Genomic DNA, 16,257 nt, shown 5'->3' on the forward strand with positions numbered 1-16,257 from the left:
GGTGGATGCGGCGCCATACCGGGAGCGCGCGCATGACTGGGATCGTACCGACCCACGGCGGCCCACCGCGAAACGGTTACGGTGCCCCCGGGTGCTTCAGTCCCCGCCGCACGCCTCCTCGAAGAAGTCCAGGTTCTCCTGGAGCGACTTCATCAGCCGATCCCGCTCGGCTTCGTCGACCTGCACCGGCGCCACCCCCGACGCCGCCGCGAGGCGCCGGAATCCGCCCCGGCTCTCCAGCCGCCCGTGCACCCTGATCGGCAGTCCGACGAGATGGGCGTGGCCGGCGATGCGGTACGACTCCTCGTCCAGGGTCATCCGTACGTGCGGCACCTCGGCCCCGGCGAGGACCCGGAGCCGTACGGTGCCCTCGCCGCGCGGCCCCGAACGGCGCAGGCGGACCACGGCGCCGGTGATCCGCACCGGCACGGACGGCTCCTCGCGCAGATAGCGGGCTCCGGCCTCGCGCAGCGCGGGCAGGTCGCCCGGGGAGAACTCGACCGGTTCGGCGGGGGTGGCACCGCCCTCGGGGACGCCGGCTGCGGGCGCCCACTCGACGGCGATCCGGGCGCCCTCGGAGCCGCGGACGAGGGCGTCCAGCGCCTCGGTCAGCTCATGGCTCACGCCGGCCTCGACGGCGGTGTCGAAGGCGTCCATGCCGCCGGTGGCCCGCTGGTAGTCGATGGCCTCGCGGGTGGCGTACAGCGCCTGGTGCAGGCGTACGGCGAGCGGCCGGCCCGTGGCGACGGGCGCGAAGGCGGTGAGCCGGCGGCCGTCGGTGGCGGCGCCGATCAGGATGTGCTCGAGCGAGGCGGCGGCGGGCCTGCGGTGCCGGGCGCCGTAGTAGCCGGCCCGGGCGCGGGTGGCGAGCGCGGCCGCCAGCAGCATCTGGCGGGCGGCGGTGCGGAGCTGGTCCTCCACGTCCCAGGGCGCGGCGCCCACGGGTCCGGTGGGGACGTCACGCCACCAGCGGATCTCGTCGCTGGGGACGGTGAGGCCGACCAGCACGTCGCGGGCGGAGGGCGAGCCGCTGCGGGACAGGGCGAGGAGGGCCTCGCCGATCAGGTCGTCGCAGTCGGGGAAGGCACGGCTTTCGGGCACCAGGAGGCTGGTACCGGTGCCGGGGCCCGGTGGGGTCCAGCGGCCGTAGCGCCCGGGGGCTCCTCCGCGGCGCTGCCAGCCGTGGCGGTGCAGCAGCGCGCCGAGCACGGCGGGGTCGACCTGGTCGGGGGCGGGCGGCCGGCTCCACAGCGGGTCGGCCGGGTGCGGCCGGACGGTGCGGAACTGCTCGTCGAGGGGACGGTGTGTCACGGTCTGCCTCCCGTTCCGACCCGGGTCATGATCTCGCACAGGGCGCGGTCGTCGAAGATGCGCGAGGTCGGGACGCGCACGGTGGTGCGGTGTCGGCCCGTGATCGGGTGCCCGGCGAGGTTGGTCCAGTAGCAGCAGTGGCGCAGGTCGAGTCGGTCGTGGCCGGCCCGCAGCCACTGGTCCTGGGACCGGGGGACGATCATCACGACGAGGATCTTGTGCACGGCGACCGGGGTGCGGGCGAGCTTCGCCAGGTGGTCGTTGTCGAGCGTGAAGGAGAAGAAGCGGCCCGGGGGGTTCGGCGGTATCTGGTACGTGCACTTGAGCTGCACCTTGATGGTGACCTCGTCGTCGACCGTGTGGCCGGGCGCGCTGTGGCTGACGTGCCAGTCGATGCCGTTGTCCGGGAAGGGCTGGGACAGCGAGCAGCCGGCCGCCGCGGCGACCGCGTGCAGATAGCCCACCTGCAGTGTCTCCATGCAGGCGGTGGTGGCGAGTGTGCCGCGATGGGGTGCCGTCCGCTCGGGCAGCAGCCCGCCCCGCTCGGGCTGCGCTATCGCCATGGCCAACAGCCTTCCCTGCGCAGTGAATCCCCGTCCGAGCCCCTGAACTGCAAAGACCCGTACTCCTGTTGTCTCCTTGCGGCGTACGGCGCAAACGGCCCGGGTATCACCAAACCAGCAGAAGACGGTACGTCAGCTGCCATGGGTGAACGAGGAGTTGGGTAGGCATGACGTTCTGGTACGAGGGCCCGCTCGCCGCGTTCGACACGGAGACCACCGGCGTGGACGTCGAGACCGACCGGATCGTGTCGGCCGCCGTCGTCGTCCAGGACGCTCCGGGGGCCCGGCCGCGGGTGAGCCGCTGGCTGGTGAACCCGGGGGTGCCGGTCCCCGCGGAGGCGACGGCCGTGCACGGGCTGACGGAGGAGCACCTGCAGCGCAACGGCCGCTGGCCGTCGCCGGTGATGGAGGAGATAGCCAGGGAGCTGGGCGATCAGGCGGTGCGGGGCCGGCCGCTGGTGGTGATGAACGCTCCCTTCGATCTGACGCTGCTGGACCGGGAGTTGCGGCGCCACCGGGCGTCCTCGCTGGAGCGCTGGTTCGCGGCGGCGCCGCTGCGGGTGCTGGACCCGCGGGTGCTCGACAAGCACCTGGACCGCTACCGCAAGGGCCGCCGCACGCTCACCGACCTGTGCGCGCACTACGGGGTCGCGCTGGAGGGGGCGCACGACGCGGCGGCGGACGCACTGGCCGCGATGGAGGTCGTACGGGCACTGGGGCGCCGCTTCGCGACCCGGCTGGAGCGCCTCTCCCCCGCCGAGCTGCACACGCTCCAGGCCAACTGGCACGCGGCGCAGGCGCGCGGGCTTCAGGCGTGGTTCGCGCGCAGCGGCTCGGAGGAGATCGTCAGCACGGAGTGGCCGCTGCGGCCGGAGCTGCCGGCGGCGGCGTAGGAACCCGGGGAAGGCGCCTGCCGAGGACAGGCGCCCCGACGTCATGCGCCTGACGTCACCAGGAGCCACCGCCCCCGCCTCCGCTGCCTCCGCCGACGTCTCCGCCGCCGCCGAATCCCCCGCCTCCTCCTCCACCGCCACCGCTGCTGCTGGAGGGCGGGGCGGCGCTGGAGGACGAGGAGGCGGTCATCAGGCCGAGGGCGTAGCCGGTGACGAACCCCGACGTGGTCGTGGACCGGGGCCGGGGAGCGACCGTCGAGCCGGCGACGGCCCTGTCCCATGCGTACGCCACGTCCAGGGCCACCGCCCACGCGGTGTACAGCTCCAGTCGTCCCTCGTCGAGGGGGTCGTCGCCCTGGTGGGAGGACGGATCCATGAGGTAGCGCCGGAACGCCTCCACCTGGAGCCAGAGCGCCGTACCGCGCGGGGTGCGGGCGTACAGCTCCCAGGAGCGCAGCCACAACGCCAGGCCGGCGCCCACCGCGATCACGCCCGCCACCAGGACCGGCCAGCCGGCCGCATTGCGGCCGCCGCCGAGCAGGGCCCCGACGGCCGTTGTGACGAAGCCGAGCAGGGTGGCGGCGATGCCGACGGGGCGTCCGGCGCGGGCGAGGCGAGCGGAGGTCTGGTCCCACAGGTCGCTGTTCTCGTGCCAGGCCGTCAGCTCGTGGTGGAGGCTCTGCCAGGCCGATCTGAAGCGGGCGTCGCGCAGCCCCAGGGTGACCGAGTCGCGCCCCGAGAAGATGCTGCCCAGCACGACCCTGGCGACCGGGTCATAGGGTGCGTCGGCCGGATCGCGGCGTCTGAGGGTGGGGTGCTCCTCGCTCCCCTCGATGGCGATGCGCCCTTCGATCGCCGCGCCGAGCAGCCAGGCCACCTGGTGGTGGCTCTCGACGCGTTCGGCCAGCAGGATCCCGCCCTTGGCGGGGGCCAGCCCCTCCGGGGGGACGGGGGACGGAGTGAGCGAGGCGGCGCGCCGTTCGAGGGCGACGCGTCGTGTGCGGCCGGGCGTGCCGTCGGCTCCTTCCTCGACGATCCGGTCGCGGCCGAGGAGGCGCAGCAGCCAGATCGTGGCGGCGGCGCAGACCAGCGTGAGGGCGAACGCGAGCATGGCCACCCGCCACGGGCTCTCCACAGTCGTGCCGACGGCCTTCCCGGAAGGCGGCGCGGGCAGGGCGGGCCTCGCCCCGGTCGGCTTCCGGCCCTGGGTGGCGTAGAGGGTGACGCCCTCGTGTCCCTTGAGCCGGTCGAGGGTGAGGTCGAGCCGGCCGGAGCCGGCCGCGCGGGCGGTGCAGGGGTCCTCGGAGCCGTTGGTGCCCCGCACGCAGCGTGTGCCGGTGAGTTCGTACGGGGCCACGACGTGGATCTGCACGTTCGAGCGGTCGATCCGCCATCCGGTGCCGACGGCGTCCCAGGCGATCCTGCCGTTCTTCACGACGTCCGTAAGGGTGTACTGGAGGCGGTAGCGGTGCACACCGGTGACGGAGCCGCCCGGGTCGCCCACCTTGATCCGGGTGGCGATCTCCCGCTGGCCGTCCGGCGCCTCGTAGTAGTCGCCGACGTCGAACTGCCACGGGACCCGGTGGCCGTCCATGGTGGCGGCGACCTTGGCGTACTCCTGGTCGTCCATCAGGTCCGGCAGATCGCGGTAGATGCCGTGCCGGGTGGCGCCGGGGTGCCCGAAGTCGTAGTCGATGACCTCGGTGACGCGGATGCCGCCGTCGGCGGCGACCTCGGCGCCCACCCACATCGTGGTGACGCGCTCCACGTTCCCGCCCGCCCGGAAGAGCGCGACGACACCGCCGAGCAGCAGCGCGACGAAGAACACCTTGAGCCAGGTGAAGCTCCTGCGTCCCCTCGTCAGGGTCCCGACCGGCTTGGTTCTCCCGCCCTCTGCAGCGCTCAAGGAAATACCCCCCTCTCACGTCACGGGGGCCTCCCCAGCCCCCGTGAAGATCGGCAGCGTATCCCGGCCACGGGCGAACAAAAAGAGCCGGTCCGCATCATGCGGACCGGCTCTCCCGGTGGGCGATACTGGGTTCGAACCAGTGGCCTCTTCGGTGTGAACGAAGCGCTCTCCCACTGAGCTAATCGCCCGGGAACGCACTGAACAATACAGGCCCCGGCAGGGTTCCTTCAAACCGCTTCGAGGTACGCCCGTAGTCCACGCCGCCCTGCCCGCATCATCAGCCGGTGGTTCGCGCGCAAGGCCGGGCGGGCCGGCACGGCGAGCCTCCTGAGCAGCGGCTTGTGCACGTCGACCGCTTGGTCGTAGCGGGCGAGGGTGCCGGAACCGGCCGCGGTGACCGTCCAGCGCGCCCAGCCGTCGATGTCACCGGACAGCACGGCCTCCAGGACCCCGGCCGCCGGGTCACGCCGCACCTCACGCACGGTGAAGGTGATGTCGTACGGCAGCAGCGAGCGGACCCGGACGACGCCGGTCGTGGCGTCGAGCCTGGTCACCTCCCGCACCTGGCGCCACCACCGCGGGTACTCCCACGGCCGCTCCAGCGCCGCGTACACGGCGGCGGGCGGTGCGGGCAGGGCCCACAGGCTGCGGAAGCGGTAACGGGTCCATTCCATGGCCGGAGTCTGCCCAGGCGGGTCCCCGTCATCTGAGTACGCGTACTCATGCCATGCCGAGTGACGAGCATCACACTGACGGGTGCGAGCGCCGCCGCCCGTGCGGCGGCGCTCCCCCACGGGCCGGTCAGGACGGGATCTCGTCCCCGAGCAGTGCCAGGTTCTCGATGGCGGCGAGGCCGTACAGCGCGGTGTCGTTGGTGGACACCCAGGCCGCCTCGCTGCCCGCCACCAGTGTGAGCGGGCCGCTGAGCTGCTCCGTCTTCCACGGCGAGGACTCGGTGTAGCCGTCGGAGGCGTAGAACTTCGTCCACGCGCGCTTGGCGAGCGTCGCGTCGCCGGTCTGGACGGCCGCGTAGGCGTCCAGGCGCGAGTGGCCCTGGAAGAGCAGCAGCGTGCCGAAGTCGGAGCCGTAGCGGGCCTTCTGCTCGGCCTTGGTGGCGTTGAAGTAGCGGCAGTAGTCCAGGTACGCCTCCTTGAACTTCGGCATGTCGACCAGGTGGATCAGCTCGGCGCACAGCTCGTTGAGGCCGAAGACGGCCGACAGGTGGGAGACGGACACCACGGGCTTGTCGGCGACGGCGAACTTGCCGGTGTCGAGGTCGTACAGCCCGCTGCCCTGCACGAAGCCGTTGGGCTGGGCGGCGATGCCCTCCATCGTGGACAGCACACGCGCCTTGGCCTTCTCCCACTTGGGGCCCTTGCGTTCCCACTCCGTCAGCCAGGCCGACACCAGGCCGCTCCAGTCCGTGCCGAAGCCGATCGACAGGGCGTGCCGGTCGGGGGTGTAGGGGTCGGTGCGGACCTTGCGCTGCGGGTCGAGGACGAGGAACGTCTCGTCGGAGTCGACATTGGCCCGCATGAGGTCGCCGACGCGTTCGTCGGCAGTGAGGAAGTAGTAGAAGCGCCGGTAGGTGGTGTTGGCGATGCGCTGCTGCTTGGCGCTGTCGGCGAAGTGCTGGACGCCGTGCCGGGTGCCGAGGCCCGCCCACGTGCCGAGGTGGTAGACGTCGACCTCGCCGGTGTGCCGGGTCATGGCCTCGGCGAAGCGGAAGACGTCGGCCCGGCCGGAGCGCAGGTACGCGTACCAGAGCCACAGGTCGGGCGACAGCTCGGAGTTGTCCCAGGCGTAGCCGCCGATGTCGTAGCGCCACACGTGCCGGACCGTGTCGTAGGTGTGCATGATGTCGCCGTAGTCCCAGAAGCCGTACCAGCGGCGCTGCTCCACCTGGTCCTTGTAGTAGGTGAAGAGGAAGTCGAGGTGGTCCTCGATCTTCGCCTTGGCCGGGGTGGAGCGGTCGGGCTCGGAGTACAGGCCGGGGCCGAAGACCTTGGCCTTGATGAGCTGCCTGGGCGGGGCGGCGAGCTGCGGCAGCGTCCGGACCGCCCTGACCTGGTCGGCGAGTGTCTCGGGGGTCGGGGTGGCGGCGTTGGCCCAGAAGAGGAGTTCGGAGGTGCGGGCGATGCCGTACGGGGTGCCGAACCCGGGTTCGTAGTCCTCGTAGGTGATGTTGAGGCCCTCGAGCTGCTTGGCGTAGGTGTCCTGGCCCATGCCGTCGTGGTAGAAGCGCAGGTCCATGGGCTGTGCCTCGGGCGACCAGAGCCAGAGCGTGACCTCGGCCTCGTCGGTGTGGGCGTCGCGGATGTCGAGTTGCGCGGGGTACTTCTCCCAGAAGTCGCGCAGGCCGAAGGAGAGTCCGCCGCCGGGTCCGCCGACGTAGCCGAAGCCGGAGGCCCGCTTGCCGCCGCCCGCGCCGATCCAGCCGTAGCCCTTCTTGGTGCGCTTGCGCAGGGTGAAGCCGTCGGCGGAGAGCTGGGAGAGGGTGTAGTCGCCCCAGTGCGGGATGTACTGCAGGCGGGTCGTCACCCGCTGGTCCCAGGTCGAGGGGTCGGGCAGCCTCTGTCCCGCGTACTGGGCCGCCTGCACGGCCGCGCCGGGGTCGCGGCGCAGCCCCGTGACGCCCTGCACGGCTTCCCGCAGCAGACCGGTGCCCTCGCCGCCGATGCGGATGTGCCGGTCGTAGGCGGCGTCCCGCATCGGCACGGTGAAGCGCACGCCGAGCCCGCGGATGAAGTCGCCGCTCGCCCTGCCGGGTTCCTGGGTCCCGTCATAGGTGACGGTGTGCACCATGCGGAAGGAGTCGGCGCCCGCGTAGAAGTAGAGGCGGATCGAGAACGGCAGCCAACTGCGGTCGCCCTTGCGGTGCTTGCCGTCGATGCGGACGACGGCCCGGACCGGGCCCTCCTGTTCGACGGTGACCTCGGACACGGCGCCGTCGAAGCGCTCGGTCTTCACCGTGCCCTGGTCCTCGTCCTCGATCTCCGGCTGGCGGATGAGGACGAGCCGGCCGTTCGCGGCGATCTCGGTGGAGCCGCGGGTGACCGACTTGATCAGCGTGGAGCCCGACTTGCCGATCTTCGCGGTGATGACGCCGGTCGATATGTCGATGGTGCCACCGCTGTCGTCGACGGTGATCTTCTTGTCGGGGGCCGTGGGTGCGCCGGCGGTGAGCGTGAGCTTGCCGGAGCCCGAACTCACCGCGTGCGCCGTCCACTTGAGGGAGCCGTCCGGCCAGTACGCGAGCGGCCAGGACTGCACGGGCACGGCCTTGCCGTCGGCGTCCGTCAGCGCGAACGTCTGGCCCTCCTGGTAGACGCCCTTCGGCCAGGGCACCCCGACGGTGGAGCCGGGCGCGGCTCCGAGGCCGCCGTCCTCGAGCCAGTCGAGGGTCACCGGGTCGGCGTCGGCCGCCTCGGCTCTCGGCGCGGCCTGGGCGTCGTCGGCCCCTAGCGCCCAGCCGAACTGGGCGGCGGCTCCGGCGACGGCGGCGGCCTTGAGGAGGGACCTGCGGGGGATGGGAGACATGGAGATGCAGCCTTTCCTTTCCGTGCGGGTGGTGCAGGGAGGTCAGGGGCATGACAGATCGGGCGCGGCGCCGGGGCGCCGCCCCAGGGAGGTGCCGGTTCCGTCAGCGGTGCCGGTGGCGCTCCTCGACGGCGACCGCGGCCGCCGCCACGGCCCCGAGGACGGGAACCGCGAGCGGCGCGACGAACCAGGCCGAACAGAGCACCAGGACGGCCCCGCCGACGAGGAGGAACGATCCGGCCGGGTCGAGGACGGTACGGCGTCCGGCCGCCGCGAGCAGGGCCCGCCAGGAGGCGCCCGGTGCCCAGGCCGCTGCCGCGCGCAGCCCGGCGACGGCGGCGCCGATCAGGGCGAGGACGCCGACCGCGCCGACGAGCGGTCCGCCGGGCAGTCCGGCGCGCACGGCCTGGACGTCCACCCAGACCGCGGCCGCCGCCGCCCAGCCGGCGAGCCCGACGATCCAGCCCCGGCGCGCGGCCGCGCCGAAGTCCGCGGCGAACTCCCGCCATCCGCCACCCTCGTGGGCCGCGCGCCGGCGCAGATGGCGGGCAACGGCGGCGAAGGCGGCGGGGTAGGTGACGAGCGGCAGCGAGGCCACGGCGATCCAGACGCCGGTGAGCAGGCACTCGGCGAACAGGGCGAACCTCTGCGCGAGCGGCGACTCGCGGCGGGCCTTCGGGCGGGCGTGATCGGTGGCCATGTCAGCCCTTCAGTCCGGAGGTCGCCATGCCGTCGATGAGGTACCGCTGGAAGGCGAGGAAGAAGAGCAGCACCGGCAGCAGGGCGACCAGGGACATCGCGATCATGCCGCCGTAGTTGGCGGCCACGCCGTCGGAGTCGCGGAACATCATCATGCCGAGGGAGACGGTGTACTTGCCGGGGTCGTTGAGGTAGATCAGCGGGCCCATGAAGTCGTTCCAGGCGTTGATGAACGTGAAGATCGCGCTGGTGATGAGCGCCGGACGGCACAGCGGCAGCACGATCGACCAGTAGATCCTCAGGTGCCCGCAGCCGTCGATCCTGGCCGCCTCGTCCAGTTCCTTCGGCAGGCTGCGCATGAACTGCACCATGAGGAAGACGAAGAACGCCTCCGTGGCCAGGTACTTGCCGAGCAGCAGCGGAACGTAGGTGTTGATCAGCTGCATCTTCTGGAACATCACGTACTGCGGGATGAGCAGCACGTGGTAGGGCAGCAGCAGCGTGCCGATCATGAGCGAGAACAGCAGGTTGCGGCCCGCGAACCTGATCCGGGCGAAGGCGTACGCGGTCAGCGAGCAGGAGATCAGGATGCCGACGACGGCGCCGCCTGCGTACAGGAGGGAGTTCTGGAAGAAGGTCCAGATGGAGATGTCGGCGATGCCGTCGGCGAGGCCCTTGAAGTTGCCGAGGATCGGGTGGGCGGGGAACAGCTGCAGGCTGTTGATGATGCTCTTGCTCGGCTTGAACGACGCCCCGATCACCCACAGGACCGGATAGAGGACGACCGCGAGGACCAGCAGGGCGCCGATGTGCCAGGCGAGCGAACCGGCGCGTTTGCGCCCGGGGCCGCCGAGCGGCGTGCGGACGGTGGTCGTGGTGGTGCTCATCGGGCGTCCTCCTCGTAGTGCACCCACTTCTTCTGGGACCAGAAGAGGACCGCCGTCACCAGGGCCACGGCGAGCAGCAGCATCCAGGCCATCGCGGAGGCGTAGCCCATCTGGGCGTTCTTGAAGCCCTGCTGGTACAGGTAGCAGGTGTAGACGAGCGTGGCGTCGGCCGGGCCGCAGTAGGTGTTGGAGACCACGTAGGCCGAGGCGAAGATCTGGAACGAGTGGATCGTCTCCAGCAGCACGTTGAAGAAGAGCACCGGGGAGATCATCGGCAGGGTGATGTTCCAGAACCTGCGGAGGGCTCCGGCGCCGTCCATCGCCGCCGCCTCGTGGAGTTCCTTCGGCACCTGTTTGAGCCCGGCCAGGAAGATGACCATGGGCGCGCCGAACTGCCAGACGGTGAGCGCCACCAGGCAGTACAGGATCCAGTCGGGGTTGCCGACCCAGCCGCCGGCGTGGATGCCGACGGCGGACAGCGTCCGGTCCACGATGGCGTCGTCGGAGAAGATCGACCGCCAGACGAAGGCGACCGAGACGCTGGCGCCGATGAGCGAGGGGGCGTAGAACGCGGCCCGGTAGAACGCCTGGCCCCGGCGGCTCTGCGCGAGGAGCAGCGCGACACCGAGGGCGAGCAGCAGTTTCAGCGGCGTGCCGATGACGACGTACTTCGCCGTCACCTCCACCGACTTCTCCCACCGGGGGTCGTCGAACATCTTGGTGAAGTTGTCGAGGCCGACCCACTTGGGCGTGTTGAAGAGGTTGTAGTCGGTGAAAGCGAAGTACAGCGAGGCCACCATGGGCCCCGCGGTCAGAAGCACGAAGCCCGCGATCCACGGGGACATGAAGAGGTAGCCGGCGAGGTTCTCCCGGCGGCCCCGCCGCTTGCGGGCGGCGGGAGCGGCGGAGCGCGGCTTCCGGGTGTCGAGAGGCGAGTCCTTGACGAGCGTCACGGGGGTTCCCATCAGTTCCGGTCGGGTTCCGGTCAGGCCTGGAACGCGGCCTGCGACTCGTCGAAGAACTGCTTCACCGCGTCGGAGACCTTGACCTTGCCCAGGCCCAGGTCGCCACCGATGCGCAGGAAGGCGGCCTCGATGGTGTCGGCGCCGGAGGGGTGCGGGGTGATCGTGCCGAGGACACCGGCCTTGGCGGTGTCGTCCTCGTACCGGGCGATCTCCTTGTTGACCGCGTCGGTGGGCTTGAAGGCCTCGTACTGCTCGGTGCTGGCGAGGATGCCGCGGTCGTAGCCCATGATCTTGCCGACCTCGGGGTCGTGGACCATGAAGTCGATGAACTGGGCGACTTCCTTCGGGTGCGAGGTCCGCGCGGAGGCGCTCAGCATCAGGGAGGCGAGGTACTGGCCGGTGTGCTTGCCGTCCATGGTGGGGATCGGCGCGAGACCGTAGGTGCTGTCGCCCTCGGCGGTGTAACGGACCGTGAAGTTGTCCCAGGTGAATTCGGACGCCCCGTGCCCGGCCGAGAGCGAGGACTTGGGCCGGTCCTGGGCGACGATCTTCGGGTCGGTGACGATCCCGGCCTTCACGCGGTTGTATCCGTCCTGCCACCACTCCGTCAGATCGGTCTTGTCGAAACCGAGTCCGTCCTTGGTGTAGAACGCCTTGCCGTTCTGGCGGAGGTAGAGGTCGTACAGGTACATGATGCTGAAGTAGCCCGTGTCCCCGGGGACCTTCGTCCTGTCGTGGACGGTCTTCAGGGCCTTGAAGTACTCGTCCCAGGTCCAGCCCTCCGCCGGCTCGACGCCGGCCTTCTGGAAGACCTTCTTGTCGACGACGAGCGCCATGGTGTTGGAGCCGACGGGAATGCCGAGCTGCTTGCCGTCGACCTCACCGACCTTCGTGACATCGGCCCGGAAGTTGCCCAGGCTGATGTTGCCCGCGTCGATCTGTGACTTGAGGTCGAGCAGAACGCCTCTCTTGTCGTACTTCCGAAGAAAGGTGACGGCGTTCTGGAATACGTCCGGGGGATTTCCGCCGGACGCCTGCGTCTGGAACTTCTCCCAGAAGGACTGGTAGTCCTGGAAGTCCGTTTTCACCTTGATCTTCGGATACTTCTTCTCGAAGAGCTTGATGGTCGCGTTGATCTTCTTCGCCCGCTCGTCGGCACCCCACCACGAGTAACGGATCGTCACGGTCCCGTCCGCGGAGGTGCCGCCGTCGCCACCGCAGCCCGTCGTCGCCGCCAGCCCGACGGTGGCCAGCGAGGCCCCCGCCACCTTCAGGATCGTGCGCCTTTCAACATTCCCGGTTCCCACAGTCGGGCCCCTCCCCGCAGCAACGCCGCCGCTCGTGAATCGTTTCAAGTAAGCGCTTGCTGGCACAAGGTACGGAGGCCCTCCGGGCTCGTCAATGATTCGGACAGGAATTGGTGAGAGTCGCTTGCCCGGCAACAGGGCGCCGAAGTGGGAGGAGTTCGGAGCGGGAACGAGAACCGCGCAGGTCGCGAGGGGCGGCCCTCCAGGGGCCTGCCGACACGGCGGCCGGGAGCCGGAGGCCGGATTCGGCCGTGGCGACGGCGGCACGACGCCCGGCTCCGCCCGGGCAGTGCCCCGTCGGGGGCGGATGCGAAGAGTGCCGGTCACCACCGGGACCGCAGACGGCGGGCATACGACGACGGCGGCGGGGCTCATCGTCTGCTGAGCCCCGCCGCCATCGATCTTGTGGGCGATACTGGGATCGAACCAGTGACCTCTTCGGTGTGAACGAAGCGCTCTCCCGCTGAGCTAATCGCCCGGGCGCAGAAAGAACATTACCCCATGTCAGGGGATGCCTCCGACCACCGGCCGATCACTCCTCCCGGATGTTCCAGGGCATCACGAGGCCGACCTTCCACAGGTAAACGCCGACCAGCGCGGCCACGATCGCCACGCCGGCCGTCGTCAGGAGGAGGTTGCGGCGCCGCACCCTGGGGTCGAGCGCACGCCGCGTCGCCTCGGTGACCTTCCGTTTCGTCCAGCGCAGTACCAACTGGGCCCAGACGAACTCGGTCGCCCAGATCGCCATGCCGGCGAAGATCACCAGCCAGCCCGGACCCGGCAGCGGAAGCATGAGCACGCCGGCCCCGACGACCGCGAGACCGATCACGAAAACGCCCACCTGCCAGCTCAGGTGCAGCACCCGCCGGGCCTTGACGAATTCCGGCGCCCGGGATCCGAGCGGCCGCTCGGCCTTCGGCCCGTCGGCGGTCGCCCCGGTCTCGCTCCGGTCGTCACTCCCCGTATTCATACAGCCAAACCTACCCGAGAGAAACCAGTCACCGGAATGGCCGCATCGCACGAACGGTGTCTCGGCCGGATGAGCTACGTAAAGACAGGCAAAACACTCAGAGGGGTTTACAACGGCACCGTAGGTGGCATGTCGATTTCGCCGACGTGCGAATCCCCGAGCGCACACTGAGCGAAAGGCCCTGGCGCTTATGAACACCACGGTCAGCTGCGAGCTGCACCTGCGCCTCGTTGTGTCGAGCGAGTCCTCACTGCCTGTACCCGCGGGACTGCGGTATGACACGGCCGATCCCTACGCCGTGCACGCCACCTTCCACACCGGAGCCGAGGAGACCGTCGAGTGGGTGTTCGCCCGCGACCTCCTCGCGGAGGGCCTGCACCGGCCCACTGGGACCGGGGACGTCCGCGTCTGGCCGTCCCGCAGCCACGGTCAGGGCGTCGTCTGCATCGCCCTGAGCTCTCCGGAGGGCGAGGCCCTGCTCGAGGCCCCGGCGCGGGCCCTGGAGTCGTTCCTGAAGCGGACCGATGCGGCCGTGCCGCCCGGCACGGAGCACCGCCACTTCGATCTCGACACGGAGCTCTCCCACATCCTGGCCGAGAGCTAGCGCACGACAGCCACGCACCCGGCGCCGTCCAACTCGGGGAGACGGCTCGGGCCAGGACAACCGCATACGGCACACCCGGGCGTCGTCGTCGCGAGCCCTCGCGGCGACGACGCTCGAGCGTGTCCACGCACCGTGACACCATGACTCCGTACGGTCATATGTCCGGGGGGCGACCCTTCAGCGGTCCCCCAGTGGCGGAAACCGCTAGGCTCGGCCAGCATCGGCGGGCGTCCGCCCGACCCCCCAGGCCAGGGAGCGACACGTGCTGATCACCCATGACACCCGGTGCGCGCTCGATCTCGTGGTGGATCTGGTGAACACCGCTCCGGAGGGCGACGAGCCTGAAGGGCTCCCGGATGTCGCCGCCCTCGACGGCTTCGCGCGCAGCCACGCGGTGAGCGAGCTCGGCGTCCTGTCGGAGTTCGACCTGTCGGCGGTGCGCAAGATCCGCGGGCGGTTCGCCGCGGTCTTCGCGGCCGAGGACCCACGGACCGCGGCGGGCCTCATCAACGAGCTGGTCGCGGCGGCGGGGACGACGCCCCGGCTGACCGACCACGACGGCTACGACTGGCATGTGCACTACTTCGCCCCCGGCGCCTCCCTCGCCGACCACATCGCCGCGGACTGCGGGATGGCACTGGCGTTCTTCGTGGTGGCCGGGGAGCAGGAACGGCTGCGCCGCTGCGAGGCGCCCGACTGTCGACGCGCGTTCGTGGACCTCTCCCGCAACCGCTCCCGGCGCTACTGCGACAGCCGGACCTGCGGGAACCGCCTCCACGTGGCCGCGTACCGGGCGCGTCGCAAGGAGGCGGCCGGCTGAGGGAGGGCCTTCGCGGTCCCGCGGGCGCGGGCGGGCACGACCGGCCGCGAAGGGCCGAGTCCGTCGAGAGGCCGGAGCAACGGGCACCGGAGCGCGCACGTTCTCACGCTCGGTAACCGGCTGGGTGCCCCCTTCGTCGCCGACCCGGTGGGCTGACGGAGCCCGCGGCGGGTGGCGCCAGGGGCTCCGCATACGGCTCAGAGCAGCAGCAGATCGTGCAGCGATGCCATGAGCAGCAGACAGCCGATCACCGCAAGGAAGATCATCAGCGGTGGCTGGGAAAGCGCGAAGAGACAACCCCGCCGCTCCTCCGGAGGAGCGGCGGTGTCGCTCTGGGTTCTGTCCAGCATCTCGCGGTGATGATGGCGCAGCCCTCACGCGCCACGCGATCAACACGCACGGGATGACGATGTGTTCGCCGATTGCGCGAAGTGGGGAACGAAGATGATCTAGGCGTGCTCACCCTTGATCGTCACGGAGCCGTGACCCGACCGCTCGGTTCGATTCCGGCCGGCCCGCTCCGGGTGTCATATGCCGTGCTTCTTGAGGATGGCCTCGATGTCGCTGAAGTCGTCCGCGGGGCCGGCCGCCTTGGGCTCGGCCGTGGGACGGACCGCCGGAGGGCCGCCGGTGCCCAGGGCCGGGGCGGAGGAGGAGGGAGCCACCGCCTGCCGCTGCGCTGCGCGTGCCGCCCTGCGTTCCTTGCGGGAGCCGCCGCGCCTGCGTTCCACGGCCCGGGTGGTCGCGAACAGCAGCCAGGCGACACCGAGCACGCCGAAGCCCGCCCATGCCGTGGGGCTGAACGCGGTGCGGGCCAGCCAGCCCACCACTCCCGTCATCACCAGGCCGATGGGCACCAGCGCGTACGCGGCGATACGGGCCGCCGCGAGAAAGCGCTTGCGGAAGGCCGTGACCGCGGCGATGCCGAGGCCGGCCACGGAGGCGGCGGAACACACTGTCTCGGCAATCATCCGGTCCTCCAGACGGAGATCGGTCGGGCGGAGATCGGGGGGCGGGGTCGGGTCGGGCGGGGTGGTTCGTCCCTTCCATCCTGCACCTCCCCCCGCCTCGCGGGCCACGGTCCGGCCACACCTCAGGGACATCTCCGGGACTTCTCGGGGTTGGCTCCTCCTCAGGGCGCGGGCCCTCCTCCACCCCGGACCTCACCGGACCCGGCGCACCTCCACCCACGGGTGCGAAGATCCCTTTTTTGGGGGCCGTCACAGGTACTGGAACACTGTGACCATGAGTGACTCCTCCGCCGCCCGCACCGCCGCTCCCGTCCTGGACGTCTGGTGCGAGCTCCAGTGCCCCGACTGCCGTACCGCTCTCGATGACCTGCGCGCGCTGCGCGACCGCTACGGCGACCGGCTGGAGCTGCGGCTGCGGCACTTCCCGCTGGAGAAGCACCGGCACGCCTTCGCCGCGGCGCAGGCCGCCGAGGAGGCGCTGGCGCAGGGGCGGGGCTGGCCGTACGTCGAGGCCGTGCTCGGCCGGGTCGAGGAGCTGGACCGCGAGGGAGAGGCGTTCCTCATCGAGGTGGCCCGCGAACTCGGGCTGGACGCCGAGGAGTTCGACACCGCGCTGATCGACGGCCGGCACATCCTGATCGTCGACGCCGACCAGGCCGAGGGCAAGGCGATCGGCGTGACCGGCACCCCGACGTATGTGATCGGCGGTGAGCGCCTCGACGGCGGCAAGAGCCAGGAGGGACTGCGTGAGCGGATCGAGGAGATCGCGGACCGGCTGCTGGCCGAGCAGGGCGCCTGATCCGGCCGGCTCCTACAGC

At 70.9% G+C, this 16,257-nt stretch carries 16 protein-coding genes and 2 tRNA genes; 4 read left to right on the forward strand and 14 right to left on the reverse strand.

The genetic code is table 11. From position 1 onward, the window contains the following. Positions 1–96: 96 nt before the first annotated feature. Positions 97–1,311 (reverse strand): hypothetical protein, encoded by a 1,215-nt coding sequence (locus ACZ4SW_RS08700; protein ID WP_468239750.1) that lies wholly within the window; start codon positions 1,309–1,311, stop codon positions 97–99. After that, a complete protein-coding gene (locus ACZ4SW_RS08705; RefSeq protein WP_468239752.1) occupies positions 1,308–1,874 on the reverse strand; it encodes a DUF4365 domain-containing protein in 567 nt (188 codons plus the stop codon). Before ACZ4SW_RS08705 ends, ACZ4SW_RS08700 begins: the two co-directional genes overlap by 4 nt. A 167-nt stretch (positions 1,875–2,041) precedes the next feature. Between ACZ4SW_RS08705 and ACZ4SW_RS08710 the strand changes: the two genes are divergently transcribed. Continuing rightward, positions 2,042–2,767 (forward strand): exonuclease domain-containing protein, encoded by a 726-nt coding sequence (locus tag ACZ4SW_RS08710; RefSeq protein WP_468239754.1) that lies wholly within the window; start codon positions 2,042–2,044, stop codon positions 2,765–2,767. A gap of 55 nt (positions 2,768–2,822) precedes the next feature. Here the strand turns inward: ACZ4SW_RS08710 and ACZ4SW_RS08715 are convergent, their stop codons facing one another. The 10 genes from ACZ4SW_RS08715 to ACZ4SW_RS08760 all read right to left on the reverse strand — a co-directional run bounded on the left by ACZ4SW_RS08715 (position 2,823) and on the right by ACZ4SW_RS08760 (position 13,044). Further along, positions 2,823–4,673: a DUF2207 domain-containing protein gene (locus tag ACZ4SW_RS08715; protein ID WP_468239756.1), complete on the reverse strand. Its 1,851-nt coding sequence runs from the start codon at positions 4,671–4,673 to the stop codon at positions 2,823–2,825. Positions 4,674–4,792: 119 nt separating this feature from the next. Next, a tRNA-Val gene (locus ACZ4SW_RS08720) sits at positions 4,793–4,864 on the reverse strand. Positions 4,865–4,903: 39 nt separating this feature from the next. After that, a complete protein-coding gene (locus ACZ4SW_RS08725; protein WP_468239759.1) occupies positions 4,904–5,350 on the reverse strand; it encodes an SRPBCC family protein in 447 nt (148 codons plus the stop codon). Between the two features lie 127 nt (positions 5,351–5,477). Next, positions 5,478–8,216, reverse strand: a complete 2,739-nt coding sequence (locus ACZ4SW_RS08730) for an exo-rhamnogalacturonan lyase family protein (protein ID WP_468239761.1) — start codon at positions 8,214–8,216, stop codon at positions 5,478–5,480. Positions 8,217–8,319: 103 nt separating this feature from the next. After that, positions 8,320–8,916: a hypothetical protein gene (locus tag ACZ4SW_RS08735; protein WP_468239763.1), complete on the reverse strand. Its 597-nt coding sequence runs from the start codon at positions 8,914–8,916 to the stop codon at positions 8,320–8,322. Between the two features lies 1 nt (position 8,917). Beyond that, positions 8,918–9,802: a carbohydrate ABC transporter permease gene (locus ACZ4SW_RS08740; RefSeq protein ID WP_468239765.1), complete on the reverse strand. Its 885-nt coding sequence runs from the start codon at positions 9,800–9,802 to the stop codon at positions 8,918–8,920. Then, the gene (locus tag ACZ4SW_RS08745) at positions 9,799–10,767 is read right to left on the reverse strand and encodes a carbohydrate ABC transporter permease (protein WP_468239768.1); all 969 of its coding nucleotides are present in this window, start codon (positions 10,765–10,767) and stop codon (positions 9,799–9,801) included. The genes ACZ4SW_RS08740 and ACZ4SW_RS08745 overlap by 4 nt, the downstream gene beginning before the upstream one ends. 20 nt (positions 10,768–10,787) lie before the next feature. Further along, positions 10,788–12,074 carry an ABC transporter substrate-binding protein gene (locus ACZ4SW_RS08750; protein ID WP_468239771.1) on the reverse strand — a complete coding sequence of 429 codons (1,287 nt, stop codon included), beginning with the start codon at positions 12,072–12,074 and terminating at the stop codon, positions 10,788–10,790. A 406-nt stretch (positions 12,075–12,480) separates the two neighbouring features. After that, positions 12,481–12,552 (reverse strand) — tRNA-Val (locus ACZ4SW_RS08755). Between the two features lie 54 nt (positions 12,553–12,606). After that, on the reverse strand, positions 12,607–13,044 hold the full coding sequence (locus ACZ4SW_RS08760) for a TIGR02611 family protein (RefSeq protein ID WP_468239774.1): 438 nt from the start codon (positions 13,042–13,044) through the stop codon (positions 12,607–12,609). A gap of 190 nt (positions 13,045–13,234) precedes the next feature. On the opposite strand from ACZ4SW_RS08760, the gene ACZ4SW_RS08765 reads away from it, so the two are divergent. Continuing rightward, positions 13,235–13,648 carry an SsgA family sporulation/cell division regulator gene (locus ACZ4SW_RS08765; protein WP_003959770.1) on the forward strand — a complete coding sequence of 138 codons (414 nt, stop codon included), beginning with the start codon at positions 13,235–13,237 and terminating at the stop codon, positions 13,646–13,648. 262 nt (positions 13,649–13,910) lie between these two features. Beyond that, positions 13,911–14,468, forward strand: a complete 558-nt coding sequence (locus ACZ4SW_RS08770) for a CGNR zinc finger domain-containing protein (RefSeq protein ID WP_468239777.1) — start codon at positions 13,911–13,913, stop codon at positions 14,466–14,468. A 197-nt stretch (positions 14,469–14,665) separates the two neighbouring features. Here the strand turns inward: ACZ4SW_RS08770 and ACZ4SW_RS08775 are convergent, their stop codons facing one another. Beyond that, positions 14,666–14,818: a hypothetical protein gene (locus ACZ4SW_RS08775; RefSeq protein ID WP_177198606.1), complete on the reverse strand. Its 153-nt coding sequence runs from the start codon at positions 14,816–14,818 to the stop codon at positions 14,666–14,668. A gap of 177 nt (positions 14,819–14,995) precedes the next feature. After that, positions 14,996–15,439: a hypothetical protein gene (locus tag ACZ4SW_RS08780; RefSeq protein ID WP_468239780.1), complete on the reverse strand. Its 444-nt coding sequence runs from the start codon at positions 15,437–15,439 to the stop codon at positions 14,996–14,998. A 274-nt stretch (positions 15,440–15,713) separates the two neighbouring features. On the opposite strand from ACZ4SW_RS08780, the gene ACZ4SW_RS08785 reads away from it, so the two are divergent. Beyond that, positions 15,714–16,238: a DsbA family protein gene (locus ACZ4SW_RS08785; RefSeq protein ID WP_468239783.1), complete on the forward strand. Its 525-nt coding sequence runs from the start codon at positions 15,714–15,716 to the stop codon at positions 16,236–16,238. Positions 16,239–16,257: the final 19 nt, after the last annotated feature.

This window comes from Streptomyces sp. NPDC028331 (assembly GCF_055565775.1).